This window comes from Actinoplanes sp. NPDC049548, assembly GCF_040676695.1.
Classification (GTDB): Bacteria; Actinomycetota; Actinomycetes; order Mycobacteriales; family Micromonosporaceae; genus Actinoplanes.
Genome location: NZ_JBFAPM010000011.1, coordinates 263,096 through 285,631, shown reverse-complemented (window position 1 = coordinate 285,631; position 22,536 = coordinate 263,096). Strand labels below are relative to the sequence as shown.

22 protein-coding genes and 1 pseudogene are annotated in these 22,536 nt (G+C 73.7%); 16 read left to right on the top strand and 7 right to left on the bottom strand.

The annotated features are described in order from the left end of the window. Positions 1-119 precede the first annotated feature (119 nt). On the bottom strand, positions 120-1,352 hold the full coding sequence (gene glgC / locus AB0J80_RS23040) for a glucose-1-phosphate adenylyltransferase (protein ID WP_364708219.1): 1,233 nt from the start codon (positions 1,350-1,352) through the stop codon (positions 120-122). Between the two features lie 60 nt (positions 1,353-1,412). Here glgC and glgA point away from each other — a divergent pair, with 60 nt between their 5' ends. Next, on the top strand, positions 1,413-2,636 hold the full coding sequence (gene glgA / locus AB0J80_RS23035) for a glycogen synthase (RefSeq protein ID WP_364708217.1): 1,224 nt from the start codon (positions 1,413-1,415) through the stop codon (positions 2,634-2,636). On the opposite strand, the gene AB0J80_RS23030 is transcribed toward glgA, so the two are convergent. Further along, positions 2,618-3,517 (bottom strand): FAD-dependent oxidoreductase, encoded by a 900-nt coding sequence (locus tag AB0J80_RS23030; RefSeq protein ID WP_364708214.1) that lies wholly within the window; start codon positions 3,515-3,517, stop codon positions 2,618-2,620. The two genes, glgA and AB0J80_RS23030, sit on opposite strands and share 19 nt — an antisense overlap. A 32-nt stretch (positions 3,518-3,549) precedes the next feature. Between AB0J80_RS23030 and AB0J80_RS23025 the strand changes: the two genes are divergently transcribed. Further along, positions 3,550-5,172: a family 10 glycosylhydrolase gene (locus AB0J80_RS23025; RefSeq protein WP_364708212.1), complete on the top strand. Its 1,623-nt coding sequence runs from the start codon at positions 3,550-3,552 to the stop codon at positions 5,170-5,172. On the opposite strand, the gene AB0J80_RS23020 is transcribed toward AB0J80_RS23025, so the two are convergent. Together AB0J80_RS23020 and AB0J80_RS23015 are read right to left on the bottom strand one after the other, a co-directional pair. Next, positions 5,162-6,796 carry an ABC-F family ATP-binding cassette domain-containing protein gene (locus AB0J80_RS23020; RefSeq protein WP_364708209.1) on the bottom strand — a complete coding sequence of 545 codons (1,635 nt, stop codon included), beginning with the start codon at positions 6,794-6,796 and terminating at the stop codon, positions 5,162-5,164. The genes AB0J80_RS23025 and AB0J80_RS23020 overlap by 11 nt on opposite strands. Before the next feature lie 23 nt (positions 6,797-6,819). Beyond that, on the bottom strand, positions 6,820-7,659 hold the full coding sequence (locus AB0J80_RS23015; RefSeq protein ID WP_364708207.1) for a PhzF family phenazine biosynthesis isomerase: 840 nt from the start codon (positions 7,657-7,659) through the stop codon (positions 6,820-6,822). A 96-nt stretch (positions 7,660-7,755) separates the two neighbouring features. On the opposite strand from AB0J80_RS23015, the gene AB0J80_RS23010 reads away from it, so the two are divergent. The 12 genes from AB0J80_RS23010 to AB0J80_RS22955 all read left to right on the top strand — a co-directional run bounded on the left by AB0J80_RS23010 (position 7,756) and on the right by AB0J80_RS22955 (position 18,372). Continuing rightward, positions 7,756-9,180, top strand: a complete 1,425-nt coding sequence (locus AB0J80_RS23010; protein WP_364708204.1) for a sigma 54-interacting transcriptional regulator — start codon at positions 7,756-7,758, stop codon at positions 9,178-9,180. Between the two features lie 84 nt (positions 9,181-9,264). Next, positions 9,265-11,226 carry a hypothetical protein gene (locus AB0J80_RS23005; protein WP_364708202.1) on the top strand — a complete coding sequence of 654 codons (1,962 nt, stop codon included), beginning with the start codon at positions 9,265-9,267 and terminating at the stop codon, positions 11,224-11,226. A 217-nt stretch (positions 11,227-11,443) separates the two neighbouring features. After that, positions 11,444-12,055, top strand: coding sequence for a CDP-alcohol phosphatidyltransferase family protein (locus AB0J80_RS23000; RefSeq protein ID WP_364708199.1), 612 nt, complete (start codon positions 11,444-11,446; stop codon positions 12,053-12,055). After that, on the top strand, positions 12,052-12,942 hold the full coding sequence (locus AB0J80_RS22995) for a DUF881 domain-containing protein (protein ID WP_364708196.1): 891 nt from the start codon (positions 12,052-12,054) through the stop codon (positions 12,940-12,942). The genes AB0J80_RS23000 and AB0J80_RS22995 overlap by 4 nt, the downstream gene beginning before the upstream one ends. Continuing rightward, complete coding sequence (locus AB0J80_RS22990) at positions 12,942-13,274, top strand: DUF1290 domain-containing protein (RefSeq protein WP_364708193.1); 333 nt, start codon at positions 12,942-12,944, stop codon at positions 13,272-13,274. The genes AB0J80_RS22995 and AB0J80_RS22990 overlap by 1 nt, the downstream gene beginning before the upstream one ends. Before the next feature lie 4 nt (positions 13,275-13,278). Beyond that, positions 13,279-14,400: a DUF881 domain-containing protein gene (locus AB0J80_RS22985; protein ID WP_364708190.1), complete on the top strand. Its 1,122-nt coding sequence runs from the start codon at positions 13,279-13,281 to the stop codon at positions 14,398-14,400. Between the two features lie 28 nt (positions 14,401-14,428). Then, positions 14,429-14,809 carry a glycine cleavage system protein GcvH gene (gene gcvH / locus AB0J80_RS22980; protein WP_364708187.1) on the top strand — a complete coding sequence of 127 codons (381 nt, stop codon included), beginning with the start codon at positions 14,429-14,431 and terminating at the stop codon, positions 14,807-14,809. Positions 14,810-15,040: 231 nt separating this feature from the next. Then, positions 15,041-15,493, top strand: coding sequence for an FHA domain-containing protein (locus AB0J80_RS22975; protein WP_067499957.1), 453 nt, complete (start codon positions 15,041-15,043; stop codon positions 15,491-15,493). A gap of 59 nt (positions 15,494-15,552) precedes the next feature. Next, positions 15,553-16,230, top strand: coding sequence for a MerR family transcriptional regulator (locus AB0J80_RS22970; protein WP_364708184.1), 678 nt, complete (start codon positions 15,553-15,555; stop codon positions 16,228-16,230). 263 nt (positions 16,231-16,493) lie between these two features. Continuing rightward, positions 16,494-16,958: a bifunctional nuclease family protein gene (locus AB0J80_RS22965; protein WP_360637853.1), complete on the top strand. Its 465-nt coding sequence runs from the start codon at positions 16,494-16,496 to the stop codon at positions 16,956-16,958. A gap of 176 nt (positions 16,959-17,134) precedes the next feature. Beyond that, complete coding sequence (locus AB0J80_RS22960; protein ID WP_364708181.1) at positions 17,135-17,686, top strand: MerR family transcriptional regulator; 552 nt, start codon at positions 17,135-17,137, stop codon at positions 17,684-17,686. A 68-nt stretch (positions 17,687-17,754) separates the two neighbouring features. Beyond that, a complete protein-coding gene (locus AB0J80_RS22955; protein ID WP_364708177.1) occupies positions 17,755-18,372 on the top strand; it encodes a class I SAM-dependent methyltransferase in 618 nt (205 codons plus the stop codon). Here AB0J80_RS22955 and AB0J80_RS22950 read toward each other — a convergent pair. After that, positions 18,347-19,222 carry a LysR substrate-binding domain-containing protein gene (locus AB0J80_RS22950; protein WP_364708174.1) on the bottom strand — a complete coding sequence of 292 codons (876 nt, stop codon included), beginning with the start codon at positions 19,220-19,222 and terminating at the stop codon, positions 18,347-18,349. The two genes, AB0J80_RS22955 and AB0J80_RS22950, sit on opposite strands and share 26 nt — an antisense overlap. Positions 19,223-19,304: 82 nt before the next feature. Here AB0J80_RS22950 and AB0J80_RS22945 point away from each other — a divergent pair. After that, positions 19,305-20,093: pseudogene (locus AB0J80_RS22945) on the top strand (EamA family transporter); the annotation flags it as partial. A 59-nt stretch (positions 20,094-20,152) separates the two neighbouring features. On the opposite strand, the gene AB0J80_RS22940 reads toward AB0J80_RS22945, so the two are convergent. Both AB0J80_RS22940 and AB0J80_RS22935 read right to left on the bottom strand, forming a co-directional pair. Then, positions 20,153-20,740, bottom strand: a complete 588-nt coding sequence (locus AB0J80_RS22940; protein ID WP_364708171.1) for an NAD(P)H-binding protein — start codon at positions 20,738-20,740, stop codon at positions 20,153-20,155. Then, the gene (locus AB0J80_RS22935; protein WP_364708168.1) at positions 20,740-21,519 is read right to left on the bottom strand and encodes an inositol monophosphatase family protein; all 780 of its coding nucleotides are present in this window, start codon (positions 21,517-21,519) and stop codon (positions 20,740-20,742) included. Before AB0J80_RS22935 ends, AB0J80_RS22940 begins: the two co-directional genes overlap by 1 nt. A gap of 67 nt (positions 21,520-21,586) precedes the next feature. Here AB0J80_RS22935 and AB0J80_RS22930 point away from each other — a divergent pair, with 67 nt between their 5' ends. Then, complete coding sequence (locus AB0J80_RS22930; protein WP_364708166.1) at positions 21,587-22,528, top strand: LysR family transcriptional regulator; 942 nt, start codon at positions 21,587-21,589, stop codon at positions 22,526-22,528. Positions 22,529-22,536: the final 8 nt, after the last annotated feature.

Below are 22,536 nucleotides of genomic sequence, written 5' to 3'. Positions count from 1 at the left end.
AGTAGAGGGCAGTGGCGGTGTGGGTCTGGGTGCCGCGAGTGAGTCGTGGGCCCCCCCCCCCCCCCCGCGCGCCGGCCCCCCCCCCCCCCCCCCCCCCCCCCCGCGCCCGGTTCGCCGGGTCAGAGCTCGACCTGCTGGCCCTTGCCGATCACCACGATGCCGCTGTCGCTGACGGTGTAGCGCTTGCGGTCCTGGTCGAGGTCGACGCCGATCTGCGCGCCCTCCGGGATGACCACGTTCTTGTCGATGATGGCGTTGCGGATGACCGCGCGGCGGCCGACCTGCACGCCCTCCATGATCACCGAGTTCTCGACGTGCGCCCAGGAGTTCACGCGCACGTTGGGGGAGATCACCGAGCGCTCGACCAGCGCACCGGAGACCACCACACCGGGGGAGATCATCGACTCGATCGCGCGGCCCTGGCGGTCGTCGTACCCGTGGACGAACTTCGCCGGCGGCCAGGAGCCGTAGTTCGTGTAGATCGGCCAGTCCATGTTGTAGAGGTTGAAGACCGGCAGGGTCGCGATGAGGTCCATGTGGGCCTCGTAGAACGAGTCCAGCGTGCCCACGTCCCGCCAGTAGCCGCGGTCGCGGTCGGTGCTGCCCGGCACCTCGTTGTCGCGGAAGTCGTAGACGTTCGCCTCGCCCTTCTCCACCAGCATGGGGATGATGTTGCCGCCCATGTCGTGCTTGCTGTCGGCGTTCTGCGCGTCGGCGCTGACCGCCTCGCACAGCGCCCGGGTGGTGAAGACGTAGTTGCCCATCGACGCGTAGATCTCGTCGGGCGAGTCCGGCAGCCCGTCGACGTCCGTGGGCTTCTCCCGGAAGGCGCGGATGCGCTTGCCGTCCTCGGCCACGTCGATGACGCCGAACTGGTCGGACAGCGACTTCGGCTGGCGGATGCCGGCCACGGTGACCGACGCGCCCGAGGCGATGTGGTCGTTGACCATCTGCTTCGGGTCCATGCGGTAGATGTGGTCGGCACCGAAGACGATGACGTAGTCCGGCTTCTCGTCGTTGATGAGGTTGAGGCTCTGGTAGATCGCGTCCGCGGAGCCGGCGAACCAGCGCGGCCCCAGCCGCTGCTGGGCCGGCACGGGCGTCACGTAGTTGCCCAGCAGCGTCGACATCCGCCACGTCTTGGTGATGTGCCGGTCGAGCGAGTGCGACTTGTACTGGGTCAGCACGACGATCTTCAGGAAGCCGCCGTTGGCCAGATTCGAGAGGACGAAGTCGATCATGCGGTAGATGCCGCCGAACGGGACGCCGGGCTTGGCCCGGTCCGCAGTGAGGGGCATCAGGCGCTTGCCTTCGCCACCTGCCAGAACGATCGCGAGCACCTTGACAGCCATGACCGTGACGCTAACTTTCCTGCCGCGCTCACGCCAGTCGAAAGGCTTATTCTGCCTCACGTGACCGACTCGCGTTCCAAACTCGCCACCGGCAGCCTCCGCGTCGACCTGTTCACCCGGGAGTACCCGCCGGAGGTGTACGGCGGCGCCGGAGTGCACGTCGAGTACCTCGCCCGGGACCTGCGCCCGCTCACCGACGTGCGGGTGCACTGCTTCGGCGCCAAGCGCGACGAGCCGGGCGTCACCGCGTACCCGGAGCCGGCCGAGCTGTCCGGGGCCAACGCCGCCCTGCGCACCATGGGCGTCGACCTGGCCATGGCCGCCGGGGCCGAGGGCACGAACATCGTGCACAGCCACACCTGGTACGCCAACTTCGCCGGGCACACCGCCAAGCTGCTGTACGGCGTACCGCACGTGGTCACCACGCACAGCCTGGAGCCGCTGCGCCCGTGGAAGGCCGAGCAGCTCGGCGGCGGCTACGCGCTCTCGTCGTTCTGCGAGCGGACGGCGATCGAGGGGGCGGACGCGGTCATCGCCGTCTCCGGGGGCATGAAGCGTGACGTGCTCACGGCGTACCCGAGCGTGGACCCCGACAAGATCCGGGTGGTCTACAACGGCATCGACACCGAGCAGTACGCGCCGGACCGCGGCACCGACGTCATCGAGCGCCTCGGTATCGACCTGAACCGTCCCAGCGTCGTGTTCGTCGGGCGGATCACGCGCCAGAAGGGCCTGCCGTACCTGATGCGGGCCTGCCACGACCTGCCGCCCGAGACGCAGATCGTGCTGCTCGCCGGCGCGCCCGACACGCCCGAGATCGCCGCCGAGGTGGAGGGCCTCGCGATCCAGCTGCGCAACGCGCGGGATGCCCGTGGCGTCATCTGGGTCCAGGAGATGCTGCCCAAGCACGAGGTCGTCCAGGTGCTCACCCACGCGACGGTGTTCGTCTGCCCCTCGATCTACGAGCCGATGGGCATCGTCAACCTCGAGGCGATGGCCTGCGAGACCGCCGTGGTGGCCACCGCCACCGGCGGCATCCCGGAGGTCGTCGCCGACGGCGAGACCGGCCTGCTGGTCCCGATCGAGCAGGTCGCGGACGGCACCGGCACCCCGGTCGACCCGCAGCGGTTCGTGGCCGACCTGGCCGCGGCGATGCGCCGGCTGATCGAGGACCCGGCCCGGGCCGAGCAGATGGGCCTCGCCGGGCGCCGCCGCGCGGTCGAGAAGTTCTCCTGGTCCACGATCGCCCAGGACACCCTCGAGGTCTACCGCTCGCTGCTCTGAAGCACCGCCTCGGCGACCGCGCGCCCGGACAGCCACGCCGTCTGGACGCGCGGCTTGCCGAACGCGTCCCCGGCCAGCCACACCCGCCCGTCGGTGGCGTAGTCGCCGGCGACCGGGGCCGGCTGGGCGTACGTCCAGCGGTGGACGTGGACCTCCGGCCGGGCGGCGATCCCCAGGAGCTCGCCCACCGCCGCGCTCAGGACCGGCCCGGCGGCGCCCGGGTCGGCCAGGTGCTCGCGTGCCAGCGCGGCGGTCGAGTGGGCGACCAGCACCGGTGCACGGTCGCCGCGGCGGTCGCCGTCGTCGCAGACCGTCGCCAGCACCGGGTGGTCGTTGACGAACGCGCCGTGGAAGTCGTCCCAGGCCCGTTCCGGGTACGCCAGCACCGCCGTGATCACCGGCTGCCACTCCTGCCGCCGGGCGGCGTCCGCGACCGCCGCGGGCGGGCCCAGCCGCAGCGCCTGGGGTCCCGGCATGGCCAGCACCACGGCGTCCGCCTCCCGCGGGAGCGCCTGGATCTCGTGCTCCAGCGTCACGTCCAGCCCGGCCGCCAGGTCCTCGGCGAGGGAGCGCAGGCCGCCCGGCGCCGCCCAGCGCAGCGGACCGCGGGCGGGTGAGCCCGGATGCACGGCGAAGGTGTCGGTCCACGGACGGGTGAGACCCCGGGCCCGCCACCGCTCGACGACGGCAGCGAAGCCCGGGTCGTCGGCGACGAGGTACGCGGCGCCGATGTCCGCGTACCGGCCGCCGTAACGCCTGCTCGCGAGGCGCCCGCCGACCACCCGGCCGCGCTCGAGGACCCGGACCGGCACGCCGGCGTCGGCCAGGACCCGCGCGCACGACAACCCGGCGATACCGGCGCCCACCACGACCACGTTCATGGCTCGAGCCTAGGAGCGGGCACACTGGGTGGGTGCCCCGTCCCCCCGTACGGCTCGTCCTGGTCGTCGCCGCCGTCCTGCTCGCGGCCGCCGTGCTCGGCGTCGGCCTGATCCGGGCGGCCACCTACGAGGAGCCCGCGGCGCCGCCCCTCGCCGGTCAGCAGGCGGTCCCGGCGAACGGCACGGCGGGACGCTGCGGGGCGGTGCCGGCGCGGGCCGTCCGAGAGCTGCGCGGCATGTGGCTCACCACGGTCATGAACATCGACTGGCCCAGCCGGCCCGGCCTGCCCGAGGCCAAGGTCAAGGCGGAGTACCTGAGGTGGCTGGACCTCGCCGTGGCCCAGCACCACAATGCGATCTTCGTGCACGTGCGGCCGTCCGGCGACGCGTTCTGGCCGTCGGCGTACGCGCCCTGGTCGGAGTGGCTCACCGGCAAGCGCGACGGCCGCTCGCCCGGCTGGGACCCGATGGCGTTCATGGTGGCCGAGGCGCACGCCCGGAACCTGGAGTTCCACGCCTGGTTCAACCCGTACCGCGGCACCCAGCCCGGCCCCAGCGGGCCCGGCGCGGACCTCACGAAGCTCGCGCCCAACCATCCGCTGCTCAAGCACCGCGACTGGGCGATCGCCTACCCCGACGGCGAGCGCGCCCGGCTGTACTTCGACCCGGGCAACCCGGACGCCCGCAGGTACGTCGAGGACGCGATGCTGGAGGCCGTCGCCAAGTACGACGTCGACGGGGTGCACTTCGACGACTTCTTCTACCCGTACCCGGAGGGCGGCGGGAACGTCTTCCGCGACGACGCGAGCTTCGCCAAGCGCGCGGACAAGGGGCAGAGCCGCGCCCAGTGGCGGCGGCAGAACGTCAACACCCTGGTCCGCGAGATGAACGAGCGGATCAAGAAGCTCAAGCCGTGGGTCAAGTTCGGGATCAGCCCGTTCGGCATCTGGCGCAACAAGGAGACCGACCCGGCGGGCTCGGACAGCCACGGCCTGGAGAGCTACGACGCGATCTACGCCGACACCCGCACCTGGGTCCGCGAGGGCTGGCTGGACTACGTGGTGCCGCAGCTCTACTGGGCCATCGGGTTCGACAAGGCCGACTACGCCAAGGTGCTGCCGTGGTGGTCGCAGCTGGTCAAGGGCACCGACGTGCAGCTCTACATCGGCCAGGGCGACTACCGCATCGGCGAGAAGGGCCCGTGGCGCCAGCCCGACCAGATCGAGCGCCAGCTGACCCTCAACGACAAGTACGGCGTGCAGGGCAGCGTGCACTTCAACGCGAAACAGATCCGCGCCGACCCCCTCGGCGCGGTCACCCGGTACCGCACCCGGCACTACGCTGCCCCCGCGCTGCTGCCGACCATGGCGAAGCTGCCCGCCGAACCGCCCACCGCGCCCCGTACCACCGCGGCGCGCCGCAGCGACGGCACGGTGGCCGTCGAGTGGCAGGCCGGCGGGGGCAGCAAGGCGGTCTCCTGGGCGCTCTACCGGGTCGACGGCGCCGTCGCGAACCTCGTGGCCACCGGCCGGGCCGGCACCCAGAAGGTCGTGGATCCCGCGCCACCGGCGGCCGGTGCCACCTACTGCCTGAGCGCCCTTGACCGCTCCGGCAACGAGAGCGCCCTCAGCAACCCCGTATCGGTCAGCCCGTGACCTTGCCGTCCGCCACCTCGAAGTGGCGGTCGGTGCGTACGGCCTCGAGCATCCGGCGGTCGTGGGTGACCAGCAGCAGGGTGCCGGGGTAGTCCGCGAGGGCGGACTCGAGCTGCTCGATGGCCGGCAGGTCGAGGTGGTTGGTCGGCTCGTCCAGGACCAGCAGGTTCACCCCACGGGCCTGCAACAGGGCCAGCGCGGCACGGGTGCGCTCGCCGGGGGAGAGGGTGGCGGCGGGCCGCAGCACGTGCGCCGCCTTGAGGCCGAACTTGGCGAGCAGCGTCCGCACGTCGGCGTCGGCGAAGTCCGGGACCGCGGCACCGAAGGCCGCCAGCAGCGGCTCACCGCCCAGGAAGAGCCCGCGCGCCTGGTCGACCTCGCCGACCACGACCTGCGGACCCAGGTGCGCCGAGCCCTCGTCCAGCGGCGACCGGCCGAGCAGGGCCGCCAGCAGCGTCGACTTGCCCGACCCGTTCGCGCCGGTGATCGCCACCCGGTCCGCCCAGTCGATCTGCAGCGTCACCGGGCCCAGCGTGAAGCCACCCCGGCGGACCACCGCGTCGCGCAGCGAGGCCACGACGGCGCCGGCGCGCGGCGCGACGGCGATCTCCATCCGCAGCTCCCACTCCTTGCGCGGCTCCTCCACCACCTCCAGCCGCTCGATCATCCGCTGGGTCTGGCGGGCCTTCGCGGCCTGCTTCTCGGTCGACTCGGCCCGCATGCCCCGGCCGATCTTGTCGTTGTCCTTCGCCTTGCGCCGCGCGTTGCGGACCCCGTGCTCCATCCAGTTGCGCTGCATCCGCGCCCGCTCCTCGAGCGCCGACACGCGGTCCGCGTACTCCTCGTAGCTCTCCCGCGCGTGCCGGCGCCGGGTCGCGCGCTCCTCCAGGTAGGCGTCGTAGCCGCCGCCGTACAGGTGGATCTGCTGCTGGGCCAGGTCCAGCTCGAGGACCGCGGTGGCCGTGCGGGACAGGAACTCGCGGTCGTGGCTGACCAGCACCGCCCCGGCGCGCAGCCCGGTGACGAACTCCTCCAGCCGGCGCAGCCCGTCCAGGTCGAGGTCGTTGGTCGGCTCGTCCAGCAGGAACACGTCGTAGCGGCTGAGCAGCAGCGACGCCATCTGCGCCCGGGCCGCCTGCCCGCCGGACAGCGCGGTCGCCGGGTGGTCCAGCGTCACCGCCAGCCCCAGCTCCCCGGTGACCTGCTCGGCGCGCTCCTCGAGGTCGGCGCCGCCCAGGTCCAGCCAGCGTTCGAGCGCGACCGCGTACGCCTCCTCCGCGCCCGGCGCCCCCTCGGCCAGCGCCTCCGCGGCGGCCTCCATGGCCGCCTGCGCGGGGCCCACGCCGGTGCGCCGGACCAGCAGGTCGCGGACCGTCTCACCGGGGCGCTGCTCGCGCTCCTGCGGCAGGTAGCCGACGGTGGCGGTGGGCGGGCTGAGCGAGACCGCGCCGGCCTCGACCGGCAGCAGGCCCGCCAGGGTACGCAGCAGCGTCGTCTTGCCCGCCCCGTTGGCGCCGACCAGCCCGATCACGTCGCCGGGCGCCACCACCAGGTCCAGGCCGCTGAACAGGTTTCGGTCGCCGTGCCCCGCGGCGAGGTCCCGGGCGATCATCGTGGCGCTCATCGGGACCCGACTCTAGCGCCGTCTCAGCCCGGGATGGGCACCGCCGTGCCGCTCACCCGTACCCCGGCCTCCCCGGGCGTCAGCGTGACCGTGAGACGCCCCGGGCGGCCCATGTCCGCGCCCTGCGACAGCTCGACCACCGCGTCGCCCTCGACGAGCCACAGGTCGCGCAGGTAGCCGCCGAGCGCGGCCGCCGCGGCACCGGTCGCCGGGTCCTCGTAGACGCCGCCGACGGGGAACGGGTCGCGCACGTCGAAGCGGTGCTCGTCCTCGCGCCACACCAGCTGCACGGTGGTCCAGCCCCGGCGCTCCATGAGCGCCTTGAGCGCCGGCACGTCGTAGTCGAGCTCGGCGAGGCGCTGGCGGGTCCGGACGGCCACGATCGGGTGATAGGCCCCCGCGTACGCGACCCGCGGCGGCAGCGCGGCGTCCAGGTCTTCCGGGGCCCACCGCAACGCCGCCAGCAGCTCCCGCAGACCGGCGTCGTCCAGCTCCGCCACCCGGGTCCCGACGCTGGTCAGCGTGGCGCGCCGGTGCTCGTCGACGGTCACGGGGACCTCGCCGGCGTTGGTCACGAACACGAAGGTGCCCGGCCCGCGCCGGTCGGCCAGCGCCACGGCCGTGCCGACGGTGGCGTGCCCGCAGAACGGCACCTCGGCCAGGGGGCTGAAGTAGCGGACACGCAGGACGCCGTCCCCGCGGTCCTCGGTGACGAACGCGGTCTCGGAGTAGCCCACGTCGGCGGCGATCCCCAGCATCTCGTCGTCGGACAGGGCGCCCGCGTCCAGGACCACGCCGGCGGGGTTGCCACCGTCCGGATCGCTGCTGAAGGCCGCGTACCGAAGGATCTCGACATCTGTCATGAGCCGAGCGTGACAAGCGCCGGCTCGCGGAACCAGGGCCAATCGCCCGGCTCTGGTCTTGGTCATCGGTGCCCGGCGCGGGGTAGCGTTCTCGAAGTGACAGAGGCCTCCACACCGCTCGTCCCCACACCACCCACCGATCTTCCGCGCACCCTCGGCGAGCTGCGCGCCTCCGGGCACGAGTTCCGCACCGTCAAGGAGGAGCTGCGCGATAACCTCCTCGACCGCCTGCGCAGCGGCGCGCCGCGGTTCCCCGGCATCGTCGGCTACGACGACACCGTGCTGCCCGAGGTCGAGCGGGCGCTGCTCGCCGGCCACGACATGGTGCTGCTCGGCGAGCGCGGCCAGGGCAAGACCCGGCTCATCCGCGGGCTGGTCGGCCTGCTCGACGAGTGGACGCCGTACATCACCGGCTCGGAGCTGCGCGAACACCCGTACCAGCCGCTCACCCCGGCCTCGCGCCGGCTCGCCGCCGAGACCGGCGACCTGCTGCCGATCTCCTGGCTGCACCGCTCGGAGCGGTACGGCGAGAAGCTCGCCACCCCGGACACCAGCGTCGGCGACCTCATCGGCGACGTCGACCCGATCAAGGTGGCCGAGGGCCGGGCGCTCGGTGACCCCGACACCATCCACTTCGGCCTCGTGCCGCGTACCAACCGGGGCATCTTCGCCGTCAACGAGCTGCCCGACCTCGCCGAGCGCATCCAGGTGTCGCTGCTCAACGTCCTCGAGGAGCGCGACATCCAGGTCCGCGGCTATCAGCTGCGGCTCCCGCTGGACCTGCTGCTGGTGGCGTCGGCGAACCCGGAGGACTACACCAACCGCGGCCGCATCATCACGCCGCTCAAGGACCGCTTCGGAGCCGAGATCCGCACCCACTACCCGCTGGAGATCGAGCTGGAGACGGCGCTGATCCGGCAGGAGGCGGCGCTCGCGGCATCGGTGCCCGACCACCTCGTGGAGGTCCTCGCCCGCTACACCCGCGCGGTGCGCGAGTCGCCGGCCGTCGACCAGCGCTCCGGGATCTCCGCCCGGTTCGCCATCGCGGCCGCCGAGACCGTCGCCGCGTCCGCGTTGCGCCGGGCCGGGCTGCGCGGCGAGCGGGAGGCCGTCGCCCGCATCTGCGACACCGTGTCGGTGACCAGCACCCTGCGCGGCAAGGTCGAGTTCGACAGCGGCGAGGAGGGCCGGGAGACCGAGATCCTCGCCCACCTGCTGCGCCTGGCGACCGCCGAGACCTTCCGGGCCCGGCTCGCCGGCCTCGACCTGTCCGGCTTCACCGACCTGGTCGCCGAGGGCGCGATCATCGAGACCGGCGACCTGGTCGCGGCCGAGGAGCTGCTCGGCCAGATCGGCACCGTGCCCGGGCTGGCCAAGGTGCTCGACCGGCTCGGCCTCGGCGACGCGCCCAGCCCCGGCCAGGCCGCCGCGGGCGTCGAGTTCGCGCTCGAGGGCCTGCACCTGACACGCCGGCTGGCCAAGGAGCTGACCGACGACGGCCGCACCCTGTACGGGAGCTAGATCCGTGACCGAACGAAGTGAGGGCACCATTGGGCTCAGTCCCCTTGTGCCTCATGGCGGCACGGAGCGAAGCGGAGTGCCGTCATGAGCGGCAACCGGTTCCGCTACGGCGCTTGGCGCGACGGCCCCGACCCGCTCGCCCCGCCGTACGACGTCCGCGCGGCCGTCGACGAGGTCGGCGAGCGGGTGCTGGGCGGCGAGAGCCTGCGCGACGCCCTGCGTGACCTCATCCGCCGCGGCCCCCGGGAGGGCCGGGGCCTGGACGACCTGCGGGACCGGGCTCGCAGGCTGCGCCGCGAGGCGCTGCGCCGGGGCAACCTCGACGGCGCGGTCACCCGGGCCCAGCAGCTGCTCGACCAGGCCCTCGCCGCCGAACGCGACGAGCTGCGCGGCCGCGACGACATGGACGCGCGCTTCAACGAGGCGGTGCTGGACAACCTGCCGCGCTCGACCTCGCGTGCCGTCGAGGAGCTGTCCGACTACGACTGGGCCAGCCCCGAGGCCCGTGGCCTCTACCAGCAGATCCTCGACGGCCTGCGGCGCGAGGTCGTCGAGCAGCGCTTCGCCGGCATGCGCGACGCGCTGCAGGGCCGCGACCCGGCCGGGGACGCCCGCGTCGCGGAGATGATCGGCGACCTCAACGACCTGCTCGGCAGGCACGCCCGCGGCGAGGACACCGACGACGCGTTCCAGCAGTTCATGGAGAAGCACGGCGACTTCTTCCCGGAGAAGCCGGCCAACGTCGAGGAGCTGGTCGACTCGCTGGCCCGGCGCGCTGCGGCGGCCGAACGGCTGCTGCGCTCGCTGAGCCCCCAGCAGCGCGAGGAGCTGTCCCGGCTCATGGACCAGGCGCTCGGCGACGGCCCGCTGCGCGCCCAGCTCGCGGAGCTCACCGCGAACCTGCAGACGCTGCGGCCGAACCTCAACTGGGGCCGCGGCGAACGGATGCGCGGCGGCGAGGACCTGGGCTACGGCGACGCGGCGGCGGCCCTGGGGGAGATCGGCGAGCTGGACGAGCTGCTCGACCAGCTCGGCCAGGAGCATCCCGGTGCCACCCTGGACGACGTCGACGTGGAGGCGGTGGAGCGCCAGCTCGGCCGCGGCGCCGCCGACGACGTCCGCAGACTGCGCGAGCTGGAACGTGAGCTGCGCCGGCAGGGCTGGGTCACCCGCGACGACGAGGGGCTGACCCTGTCGCCCAAGGCGCTGCGGCGGCTCGGGCGTACGGCGCTGGCCCGCGTCTTCGACGACCTCAACGGCAAGCGCCGTGGCGAGCACGACCTGCGTGACGCGGGCGCCGCCGGCGACCTCATCGGCTCGTCGCGGCGGTGGCGCTTCGGCGACGAGCAGCCCCTCGACGTGGTCCGCACGATCGGTAACGCGGTCCGCCGGCGCGCCGGCGGGGGAGCGGCCACTGTGCCCGTACGCCTGGAGCCGGAGGACTTCGAGGTCGCCGAGACCGAGCGCCGGGCCTCGGCCGTGGTGGCGCTCTGCGTCGACCTGTCGTACTCGATGTTCGCGGACGGCCGCTGGGGCCCGATGAAACAGACCGCCCTGGCGCTGTCCCACCTCGTGGCCACGCAGTTCCCGCAGGACTCGCTGCAGATCGTGGGCTTCGGCCGCTACGCGATGCCGCTGTCGCAGGGCGAGCTGGCGGGCATCGAGCCGGACATGGTGCAGGGCACGAACCTGCAGCACGCGCTGAAGCTGGCCGGCCGGCACCTGCGCCGCCACCCGGGCGCGGAACCGGTGGTGCTGGTCGTCACCGACGGCGAGCCGACGGCCCACCTGGAGGACGACGGCGAGGCGTTCTTCACCTGGCCGACGACGCCGGAGACCGTGCGGCTCACGGTCCAGGAGGTGGATCAGCTCACCCGGTACGGGGCCACCCTCAACCTGTTCATGCTGGGCGAGGACCCCGGGCTGCGCCGCTTCGTGGACGCGGTGGCCAAGCGCAGCGGCGGGCGGGTGTTCAGCCCGGACCTGAGCGAGCTGGGCCGGTACGTCGTGGACGACTACGTCCGCAGCCGCCGCGGGAAGCGCTGACCAGCTACCGACCTATCTTCCTAGGACGGCCTGCACGGCGTGCCGTGGGTGACGTGATCTGCCGTGCGGCGGGGCTGGATATAGTGACTCGGCGAGTGAGCGGCCCGGGGTGCCCGGCAGCCTTCCGGGGGGAACGGCGGCCAGGTGCGGCACCCGGGCCGGGCTGGTGACGTCCGCGGGTGGGGTTCGCGGCCGGTTCGCAGGGAGAGGGGGCGCCGTGTCGCAGCAGGCTGCGCCCTTCGTCGCGAACGACCGCATCTGGACCATCCCGAACGTGATCAGCTTCGTGCGCCTCCTCGGCGTACCGCTCTTCCTCTACCTGCTGCTCGGACCCGAGCAGGACGTCGCGGCCGTGATCGTCCTGGCGCTCGGCGGCACCACCGACTGGGTCGACGGGTACATAGCCCGCCGGTTGAACTCGGTGAGCCGGCTCGGGGAGCTGCTCGACCCGTTCGCGGACCGGCTCTACATCCTCGCCACCCTTGTCGGCTTCACCGTCCGCGAGGTGGTGCCGTGGTGGCTGACCACGGCGCTGCTGCTGCGGGAGGCCGTGCTCGGCGTCGCGTTGCTGGTGCTGCGCCGGCACGGGTACGGGCCGCCGCCGGTCCACTATGTCGGCAAGACCGGCACGTTCGTGCTGCTCGGCGCCTTCCCGGTGCTGCTGCTCGCCGAGGCCGTGCCCGCCGCCCACAGCGTCGCCGCGCCGATCGGCTGGGGGCTGGCCTGGTGGGCGCTCGGGCTGTACTGGGCCGCCGCCGCCCTCTACCTGGCGCAGACCCGGACGCTGCTGCGCGCCGACCGCACCACGGGCGGGGCTGTCGCGGGATGACCTCGGCCGACGGCGGCACCGACGGCGCTCAGCGCCGGACGTACACCCCGGACTTCCTCACCGAGCTGTTCCGCAACCCGCTCGACCCCGGGTACGCCGAGGCCGCCGCCCGCCGGGCCCGCGGCGAGGGCCCCGCGGGCGCCCGCCGCAGGGCGCTCAGCGGTGTCAGCGCCCTCACCCTGGCCGGGGTCGGCTTCCTGCTGGCGGTCGCCTACCAGCAGACCGTCGCGGACGAGCCGGCCCGGGCACGGGCCCGTGACACCCTCATCGAGCAGGTCCAGGGCCGTCGCGAGGACACCACGCAGCTGCAGGCGCGCGCCGACCGGCTGCGGGCCGAGGTGGCGGCGCTGCGCGAGCGGCAGCTGGGCGGCGCGGCGGTGGCGCGGCTGCGCGACCTGGAGGCCGAGACCGGGCTGGCGCCGGTGCGCGGCTCGGGCGCCCGGGTCACCGTCGGCGACGGTCCCACCCCGATCGACCCGGTCACCGGGGAGCGGCGCAACGAGGCCCGGGTCCGTGACACCGATCTGCAGCTCGCCACGAACGCGCTGTGGGCGGCCGGCGCCGAGGCGATCGCCGTGAACGGCCAGCGGCTCACCGCGACCTCGACGATCCGGCAGGCCGGCGAGGCGATCCTGGTCGACTTCCGGCCGGTGACCACGCCGTACCAGGTGGTGGCGATCGGCCCGGACTCCCTCGTGGAGGACTTCCGCGACGGCTCGGCCGGCAAGTTCTTCCGTGCCCTGAACAGTAAGTACGGCATGTCGTTCGACGTGGCGGAGGTGCACGGCGTGACGCTCGACGCCGCCACCGAGCCCAGCCTGCGGCAGGCCACCCCGACGCCTGCCTCGTCGTCGTCCCCGTCCCGCACCCCGTCGAAAGGCGGCTGATGATCGCCGTACTCGCCCTGATCGCCGGTGTCGTCCTCGGCATCGTCTTCCACCCGACGGTGCCGCCCGCCCTGCAGCCGTACCTGCCCATCGCGGTCGTGGCCGCGCTCGACGCGGTCTTCGGCGGGGTGCGGGCGAAGCTCGACGGCATCTTCGACGACAAGCAGTTCGTCGTGTCGTTCATCGCCAACGTGGTGGTGGCCGCGGTGATCGTCTACCTGGGTGACCAGCTCGGCGTGGGCAGCCAGCTGTCCACGGGCGTCGTGGTGGTCCTCGGGGTCCGCATCTTCGGCAACGTGGCGGCCATCCGCCGGCACCTGTTCAGGGCGTAGGCCGATGACCGACGAGAAGACCCCCGAACCGGGCGAGACCCCGGAGGCGCCGGCGGCGGACCGGCTGCCCGCGCCCGACGGTCCGACGGTACGGCTGACCGCGCCCACGGACGCCGCACCGCCGTCGGAGGCGCCTCCGACGCCGACCGTGGCAGCTCCCAGCCCTGCCGACGGGGACGCCACGGCCGACCGTGACGATGCGACGGCCGACGGCGACGAGCCCACGGTCGTGACGGCGCCCGTCGTGACGGCGCCCGTCGACGTCGGCGACAAGGAGACGGTCAGGTTGCGGAAACCGCCCGCTGCCGAGCCGGTTCCGGAGCCCGCCGTGGCGCTCGCCGGACCGGATCCGGCCGGTGATCCGGCGGCGCCGTCGCCCGAGGAGGCGGGTGAGGCGGCTGGGCGCGTACCGGAGAAGGTCTCGGCGCCGTGGCGGCGGCTCTCGTCGGCCGGTGCGCTGATCTGGGTGTTGCTCGCGCTCTTCGGGTTCACCCTGGTGGTGCAGCTGCGCAGCAACGACGCCGACTCCGGGCTCGCGTCGGCCCGGCAGGAGGACCTGGTCCGGATCCTGTCCGACCTCGAGGCCCGGGACCAGCGCCTGCAGCAGGAGATCAACGGCCTGGAGGAGAGCCAGCGGCAGCTGACCTCCGGGGTCGCCGGGCGACAGGCGGCGCTGGCCGAGGCCGACAAGCGGGCCGAGGAGCTGGGCCTGCTGTCCGGCACGTTGCCCGCGACGGGGCCCGGTTTGAAGATCACCATCGACCCGAAGGGGCAGCCGCTCAAGGCGTCGGCGATCCTCAACGCCGTGCAGGAGCTGCGCGGCGCCGGCGGCGAGGTGATGGAGCTCGTCGGCAACAACGGTGTCGCCGTGCGCATCGTCGCGTCCTCGTACTTCGTCGACGCCGACGGCGGGGTGATCGTCGACGGCAAGCAGCTCAGCGGCCCCTACACCGTGTCGGTGATCGGGGTGCCGTCGACCATGCAGACCGCGTTGCAGATCCCCGGTGGGGTGGTGGCGTCGGTGAGCCAGGCCGGCGGTAACGTGACCATGGAACAGCGCACTGCGGTCGCGGTGACCGCGGTGCGCCAGCCCGCCAGCCTGCAGTACGCGCGTCCGGTCTCCTGAGCGGGCGCGCTTCTCAACGGAGGAATGTGTGATTCCCGAGGATCTGCGCTACACGGCCGAGCACGAGTGGGTGTCCGGCGACGGCACCGGCCCCGTGCGGGTGGGCATCACCCACTTCGCGCAGGACGCGCTCGGCGACATCGTCTTCGTGCAGCTGCCCGAGGAGGGCACGGCGGTGCAGGCCGGTGACCAGCTCGGCGAGATCGAGTCGACCAAGAGCGTGTCGGAGATCTACGCGCCCGTGTCGGGCACCGTGGTGGCCCGCAATGCGACGCTGGCCGACGAGCCCGAGCTGATCAACGCCGAGCCGTACGCGGCCGGCTGGCTCGTGGAGATCGCCCCGGACGACCCGGCCGCTCTCGACGGGCTGCTGGACGCCGAGGCGTACAAGGCCCTGACCGACGGCTGATCCGCCGCCCGCGGCTCAGCCCCGCAACGTCCGCGCGTCTGGTTGCCCGCTATTTCGGGGCTGACTAGGCTCGCGGGGCACCTGTAGAACCGTTATTACTTCGAAACCGATAGTCGTACGTCCGGCAGGACCGGGCAGCGGCGGCGGGGGGCGCTGCGCTCCGGACCTCACGTCCGGCTCGCTCACCCTTCGTCGTCGGGCGGCGACCGAAACAGATCCGTGAGGTGGTCCATGACGCGCCCAGACGACGAGTTCCCCCCACTCGACGTCACGTCCACGCTGAACCTCGGAGCGCTCGACGAGGTGCTCGAGGGACCTGAGACCGACGTGGTACCGAGCCGCATGTCCGGTTCGCTGCCGCCCGGTATGGCCCTGCTGGTGGTGCGCCGGGGTCCCAACGCGGGCGCGCGCTTCCTGCTGGACCACGACGTGACCACGAGCGGCCGGCATCCCGACAGCGACATCTTCCTCGACGACGTGACGGTGTCGCGCCGGCACGCCGAGTTCCACCGCGACGGGGGCACCTTCACGGTCCGCGATGTCGGCTCGCTCAACGGCACGTACGTGAACCGTGAGCGCGTCGAGTCCGCGACCCTGAGCAACGGCGACGAGGTGCAGATCGGCAAGTTCCGTCTGGTCTTCATCGCCGGTCCGCGCCCGGAGGGCGAGGGCGGCGGGGCGTGAACCCGGCGGGGGCGGCCGCACACGACCCGGGCGCGCGCCCGGGTCGTGACGTCGCGCTGATGAGCATCGGGGAGGTGCTGGCCCAGCTGCGCACGGAGTTCCCCGATACGACGATCTCCAAGCTCCGGTTCCTGGAGGCGGAGGGGCTGGTCGACCCGCAGCGCACCGCCTCCGGCTACCGCAAGTACTCGTGGAACGACGTGGCCCGGCTGCGGTTCGTGCTGACCGCCCAGCGCGACCAGTACCTGCCGCTGCGGGTCATCCGCGAGCAGCTGGAGGCCCTGGAGCGCGGCGACGACCCGCTCAGCCGCCAGCGTCCGTCGCTGGTGGCGGTCGGCTCCGAGGCGGAGCCGCCCGCGGAGACGGACACCCGGGTGGCGCGCGCCGACCTGGTCGAGCGCACCGGCATCGGCGACCAGCTGCTCACCGAGCTCGAGCAGATCGGCCTGGTCACCTCCCGCCCGCCGGGCTGGTACGACAACGACGCGGTGGTCATCGTGGAGGCGGTGGTGGGCCTGGCCCGCCACGGCCTCGAGGTGCGCCACCTGCGGGCCTTCCGCGCCGGCGCGGACCGGGAGGTGGGGCTGTTCACGCAGCTGCTGGCACCGCTGGTCCGCCAGCAGGACCCGGCCGCCCGGGCCCGGGCCGCGGAGACGGCCCGCGAGCTGCAGGCGCTGTCCCAGCGACTGCACGCGGCCCTGGTACGCGCCGGCCTGCGGGACACTCTCGGCCGCTGAGCCGGTGGTCGGCGGCCGCAGCATTACGCCCAGCGCTGAACGGTGTCACGGCGCTCGCCTGAGGGATCGGCCGTGACCAGCGTCCGGGGGCGGTTCGGTGCCGCCCGGCGGGGTATGCGCAGTGGGATCGGACACGGACCTCGTGTGGCGCTTGTGCCCGGGCGCCCGTGTACCGTGCAGGATAGGGCGGGAAACAGCCTGACGGTCGCCGTTTCGTGCGGTGGCCGACGGGGCGGCGACGACGTGCGACACGGAGGCGGGCGGTGCGCGAGCTGAGCGTGGTCGGGGTTCGGGTAGAGCTGCCCAGCAACCAGCCGATCGTCCTGCTCAGGGAGGTCGACGGGGATCGTTACCTGCCGATCTGGATCGGCGCGGTGGAGGCGACCGCCATCGCGTACGAGCAGCAGGGTGTGAAACCGGCACGGCCGCTGACCCACGATCTGCTCCGGGACGTTCTCGCGGCGCTGCAGGCGCCGCTGAAGGCCGTCGAGATCACGGAGCTCAAGGAGAACGTCTTCTACGCCGACCTGCTGATCGGCGACGACCTGCGGGTGTCGGCCCGGCCGAGCGACTCGATCGCGCTGGCGCTGCGCGTCGGCGCCCCGATCCGGTGCGCCGACCAGGTGCTGACCGAGGCGGGCATCGTGATCCCGGACGAGCAGGAGGACGAGGTCGAGAAGTTCCGCGAGTTCCTCGACCAGGTGCGCCCGGAGGACTTCGCCGGCTGACCGGGCCGGAATGTGCCGTGAGCGGCCGGTTTCGGGGTTATTGCATCGACGGTCACCACATGTCCGGTCGCCCGTACGCGGCGTGTCGCGTCATTACCTCCCTGTTTCCCGGCACGCTGAGTTATAGGCTCGTGAAGTCCAGGTGAAGCGGCACCGCGCAGCGGGGAGGTAGTCGCGTGCACGACTCAGAACCTCAGGAGGGTCCTCACGTCGGCGAGGACGGTGAGGTCGGGTATCGCGGGGTCACCGCGTGCCAGGCGGTCGGCATCAGCTACCGCCAGCTCGACTACTGGGCCCGGACCACCCTCGTCGTGCCCAGCATCCGTGACGCGTCCGGGTCGGGGACCCAGCGCCTCTACTCGTTCCGGGACCTGGTCGTCCTCAAGGTGGTCAAGCGCCTGCTCGACGCCGGGGTCTCGCTGCAGAACATCCGCAAGGCGATCGAGACGCTGCGCTCGCGCGGGGTCGACGACCTGGCGGGCATCACGCTGATCTCGGACGGCACCACCGTCTACGAGTGCCGGTCGCCGGAGGAGGTCGTCGATCTGCTCCAGGGTGGTCAAGGCGTCTTCGGCATCGCCATCGGCGGTGCGTTCAAGGAGATCCAGGGTTCGCTGTCGCACCTTCCCGCCGAGCCGGCCGCGGCCCCGCAGCCGGTCGGCACCCCGGCCCAGCCCGCCGCCGGCGACGAGCTGGCCGCCCGCCGGGCCCGCCGCCGCGCCGGCTGAACCGCCACGACTTGCCGGTCCGGCAACGAACGTTGCTCCCTGGCCTACCGGCGGACCACTCTTGACGCATGGCTGACGCATGGTGGGACGAGCGGTACGCCGGCACGGACCGCGTCTGGAGCGGCAACCCGAATGTCGTCCTGGTCCGCGAGGTGACCGGCCTCCCGCCGGCCCGCGCCCTCGACCTCGGCTGCGGTGAGGGCGCCGACGCGATCTGGCTGGCCCGCCAGGGCTGGACTGTCACGGGCGTGGACATCTCCGGCGTCGCGCTGGAACGGGCCGCCCGGCACGCCGAGGAAGCCGGTGTGAAGGTCGACTTCCAGCGCCACGACCTCTACGAGTCCTTTCCCGACGGCGAGTTCGACCTCGTGTCCGCCCAGTTCCTGCACTCGTACGGCGACTTCCCGCGCGGCGCGATCCTGCGCAGGGCGGCGCAGGCGGTGGCGCCCGGCGGAATTCTGCTGATCGAGAGCCACCTCGACCACGGTCCCTTCGGCCACCAGGCGCACGACCACCCGCCGGTGCATTTCGCCACCCCTGCCGAGATGCTCGAGGATCTGTGCCTGCCCGAGGGGGAGTGGGAGGTCCTGGTGAGCGAGGAGCACGACCGGGAGCAGAACGGTCCGGACGGCCGGCCGGCGCATCGCACCGACAGCACGCTCAAGCTGCGGCGGAAGACTCGGTGAGCAGGCGCAGCACCAGCGCGAGTGGCGGCCAGTTGGCGCGCCCGCCGCGGACCACGGCGTAGCTGCGCAGCCACACCGGCGTGCCGGTCAGGGGGAGCAGGCGTACCCCGGGCGCGGCGGGCCGGCGGTCCGGCAGCAGGGCGACGCCCAGGCCGGCCACGATGAGGTCCTCGACGAGGTCCAGGCTGTCCGCCCGGTGCGCGATGCGCGGTGTGCACCCCTCGAGCGCCGCGACGGTACGCACCACGTCCTCGTCCGCGGTGTGCCGGGAGTTGACGATCCAGTCGCTGCCGGCGAAGTCGGCGAAGCCGGTGCCCGGCGCGTCCGCGGCCACGGCGAGCGCCCACGGGGTGCGCCACAGCGGGAACAGCTCCAGCGCCGGGTCCGGGGCGGCCGGGGCGAGGTTGTAGTCGTAGGTCAGCGCGAGGTCCACGGCGTCCGTGGCGAGCAGCGCGAACGCCTCGGCGGGCTCGTGTTCGCGGATGCTCAGGCGTACGCGGGGGTGCTGCTCGGCGAGGGTGGCGGCGACCGGCAGCAGCGAGCGGCGTACCCCGGTCGCGAAGCCGGCCACCCGGACCTCGCCGGACGGCTCGGCGTCCGGGGCCAGGTCGAGCCGCGCCGCCTCGACGGCGGCGAGGATGGTCACGGCGTGCTCGGTGAGGCGCCGGCCGGCCGGGGTGAGCCGCACCCGGCGGCCGTCCGGCTCGATCAGCGCCGTGCCCGCCTCGCGTGCCAGGACGGCGAGCTGCTGCGACACGGTGGAGGTGGTGAGGTGCAGCACGTCGGCGACCTCGCGCATCGAGCCGAGCCGGGACAGTTCGAGCAGCAGGCGCAGGCGGCGGGTCTCCATCCCGCTATCGTCAGCTAAAGCCGAACGGTTCGTCCATGATTCTCACGTGGACGTGAACGGTGGTGCGGCGTGTACTGGGGACATGCGCTCCGACGTCCGTACTGGCACCGCCATGGCCCTCGCCTCGATGCTCCTCGTCCAGCTCGGCCTGGCGGTGTCCGTGGGCCTGATCGACCGGCTGGGGCCGAGCGGCACCGCCTGGCTGCGCCTGGCCTGGGCCGGCGTCATCCTGCTGGTGGTGGTGCGGCCCCGCCCCCGGGCGTTCTCCCGCGGCGTCCTGCCGGCGGCGGTGGCGCTGGGAGTGGTGACCGCCGGCGTCACGATGCTGTTCATGGCGGCCGTCGCCCGGCTGCCGCTCGGCACGGCCAGCGCCCTGGAGTTCCTGGGGCCGCTCGGGGTCGCCGTCGCGCGCGGCCGCCGGGGCACGCTGGTGTGGCCGGCGCTCGCCGCGGTGGGCGTCGCCCTGCTCACCGAGCCCTGGCACGGCGACGTCGATCTCGCCGGGGTGGGCTTCGCGCTGGGCGCGGGCGCGTGCTGGGCGGCGTACATCCTGCTGACCCAGCGGGTCGGGGACGGGGTCTCGGGCTACGCCGGGCTGGCGGTGTCGATGCCGGTGGCGGGCCTGGTCGCCACCGTGGTCGCCGGACCGTCGATCTTCGGCGCGCTCACCTGGCAGCTGCTGCTCGGCGGGCTGGGCCTGGCGATCCTGCTGCCGGTGGTGCCGTTCGTGCTGGAGTTCCTCGCGCTGCGCCGGCTCACCACGGCGGCGTTCGGCACGCTGATGAGCCTGGAGCCCGCCTTCGCGCTGATCATCGGGCTGCTCGTGCTGGGACAGCGGCCCGGATGGGCGCCGGTCCTGGGCATCGCGTTCGTGGTCGCCGCCGGGGTCGGGGCCGAGCGTACGGGCGCCCGCCCCGGCCCGGCGCCGGCTCAGCCGAACAGCGTGACGGCCGTCGAACCGGCGTACCGCGGTGCCTCCGCCTCGGCGATCATCAGCGCGGCGACGCCCGAGCGGGCCGCCGTGGGCGGGATGAGCCGCGAGCGCACCTGATCGGCGGCGACCAGGCGGCCCTCGCGCCCGTCGTCGGTGAGCCGGCCGGCGTGCACCACGGTGCCGCCGGCGGCCCGTACCGCCGCGTCGGCCTCGGCCTTCGCGTCCCACTCGTGGCGCAGCACGGCGGCGAGCAGGGCGCCGGTGGGCCGGCGGAACGCTCCCGCGGTGACGCCGCTGCCCAGCGCGCCCAGCCACACGATGCGCGGCACCTCGGCGGCGGCCACCAGCCGGGCGCCCGCCACGAGGGTCCGGGGGTCCTCGCCGCGGCGGACGCCGAGACCGCTGACGACCGCGTCCACGCCGTGGAGCGCGGCGAGCACGGTGGGGGGTTCGGTCACGTCGGCGCGTACCTGATCCGTCGCGGGCCGCCGGGCCAGCGCAACCACCTCGTGGCCGCGGGCCCGGGCCGCCGCGACAAGATGCCGCCCGGTCCGCCCGGTGGCCCCCAGCACGGCGATCCGCATCACCGGGTCCCGGCGAGGACGGCGAGAGTGGCCGCGTGTACCCCGGGAGCCGCCGCCACGAAGTCCGCGCTGGCCGGCCCCCACGGCTCGCCGTCGCCGCCGGTCACCGTCCCGCCCGCCTCGGCCACGAGCAGCGCGCCGGCCATCAGGCCCGACCGGACCCGGCTGTGCTGCCAGAACACGTCCATGCGCCCGGCGGCGACCTGGAGCAGCGGCAGCGTGGCGGGCACCGAGACGCGGGTCACGAGCGCGGACTCGAGCATGGCCGCGACCGAGCGGCCCATCCGGCGCAGCGCCTCCGGGTCCTCGCCGGGCCGGGCCTGTCCGGTGCCGACCAGCGCGGCGTCGAGGCTGGTCTTGTCCGACACGCGCAGCGGTACGCCGTCGAGGGTCGCCCCACCGCCGGCCGTGGCGGCGTACGTCTGCCCGGTCAGGGGCAGGTGCACGGCGGTCAGCACGGGCTGGTTGTCGCGGACCAGGGTGGCGGTCACCGCCCACTCGGTGGTGCCGTGCACGTGGTTGATGTTGCCCTCGACCGGGTCGGTGACCCACCACTCGCCGGCCGGGAGCGCGCCCGCGGCAAGCTCGTCCTCGGCCCAGCGGGCCTGCGGCCGCGCCTGTTCGAGGGCGGGGCGCAGCATGGCCAGGGACGCCGCGTCGTTGGCGTCGATCGCCGCGACGATCCCGGCGAGCGTGTCCGGCACGGCGGCGGCACGGAAGCGGTCCAGCAGCGGCTTTCCGGCGGCCTGCACGGCCGCGATCACGGGGTTGAGATCCATGCCCGCAACGCTAGGGACGCGGTGGTATGACGGCAAATGCATCTTTGGTACGGCTAGAGTTACCGAAATGCACTTGGATTTGAACCTGCTCGCCGCCCTCGACGCGCTGCTGGAGGAGGGGAGCGTCGCCGGTGCCGCCGACCGGTTACGCCTGTCCCCACCGGCGATGAGCAGGACCCTGGGCCGCATCCGGCGCTCGACCGGCGACCAGATCCTGGTCCGCACCGGCCGCACGATGACTCCCACGCCGTACGCGTTGGCCGTACGGGAGCAGGTGCACCGCCTGGTCGCCGAGGCCCGCGGGGTGCTGTCCCCGGCGGCGTCGCTGGACCTGGGCACCCTCACGCGCACCTTCACGATCCGCTGCCACGACGCCTTGGCCACGGCGCTGGCGGTGCCGCTGCTGGCGGCGGTCGGTGCGCAGGCCCCGGGCGTGCGGCTGAGCCTGCCGGCGGAGGGCCCGGGCGACACCCACGACCTGCGGCACGGCCACGTGGACCTGGAGATCGGCGCCACCGAGCCGGCCCTGCCGGAGATTCGCGGCGAGGTGGTCGCGCACGACTCGTGGGCGGTGGCCGGTCGTGACCTGCCGCCGGTGCTGACCGTGGACGCCTACGCGGCGGCCGGCCACGTCCTGGTCTCCCGGCGGGGCCGGCTGCGCGACCCGGTCGACGACGCCCTCGCCGCCCGCGGCCTGCGCCGGACGGTCGTCGCCTCGCTGCCGTCGGTGGCGCCGGCCCTCGAGGTGGCCCGCCGGACCGACCTGCTCGTGACGCTGCCCCGGCACGCGGCCGGTGCCGGCGAGCTCGAGCTGCGGCCGCTGCCGCTCGCCCTCCCGCCGAACCGGGTGATCATGGCGTGGCACCAGCGCTACGACGACGACCGCGCGCACGCCTGGCTGCGGGACACCGTCCGCGAGGCCCTCGCCGCGGTGTTCACTCAGCATGCCAGTCCGGCGGTGTCCGGCGGGTCGCAGGGGGACCCCGGTTCCGCGGACCGGAACGCCTAGCGTCGGGG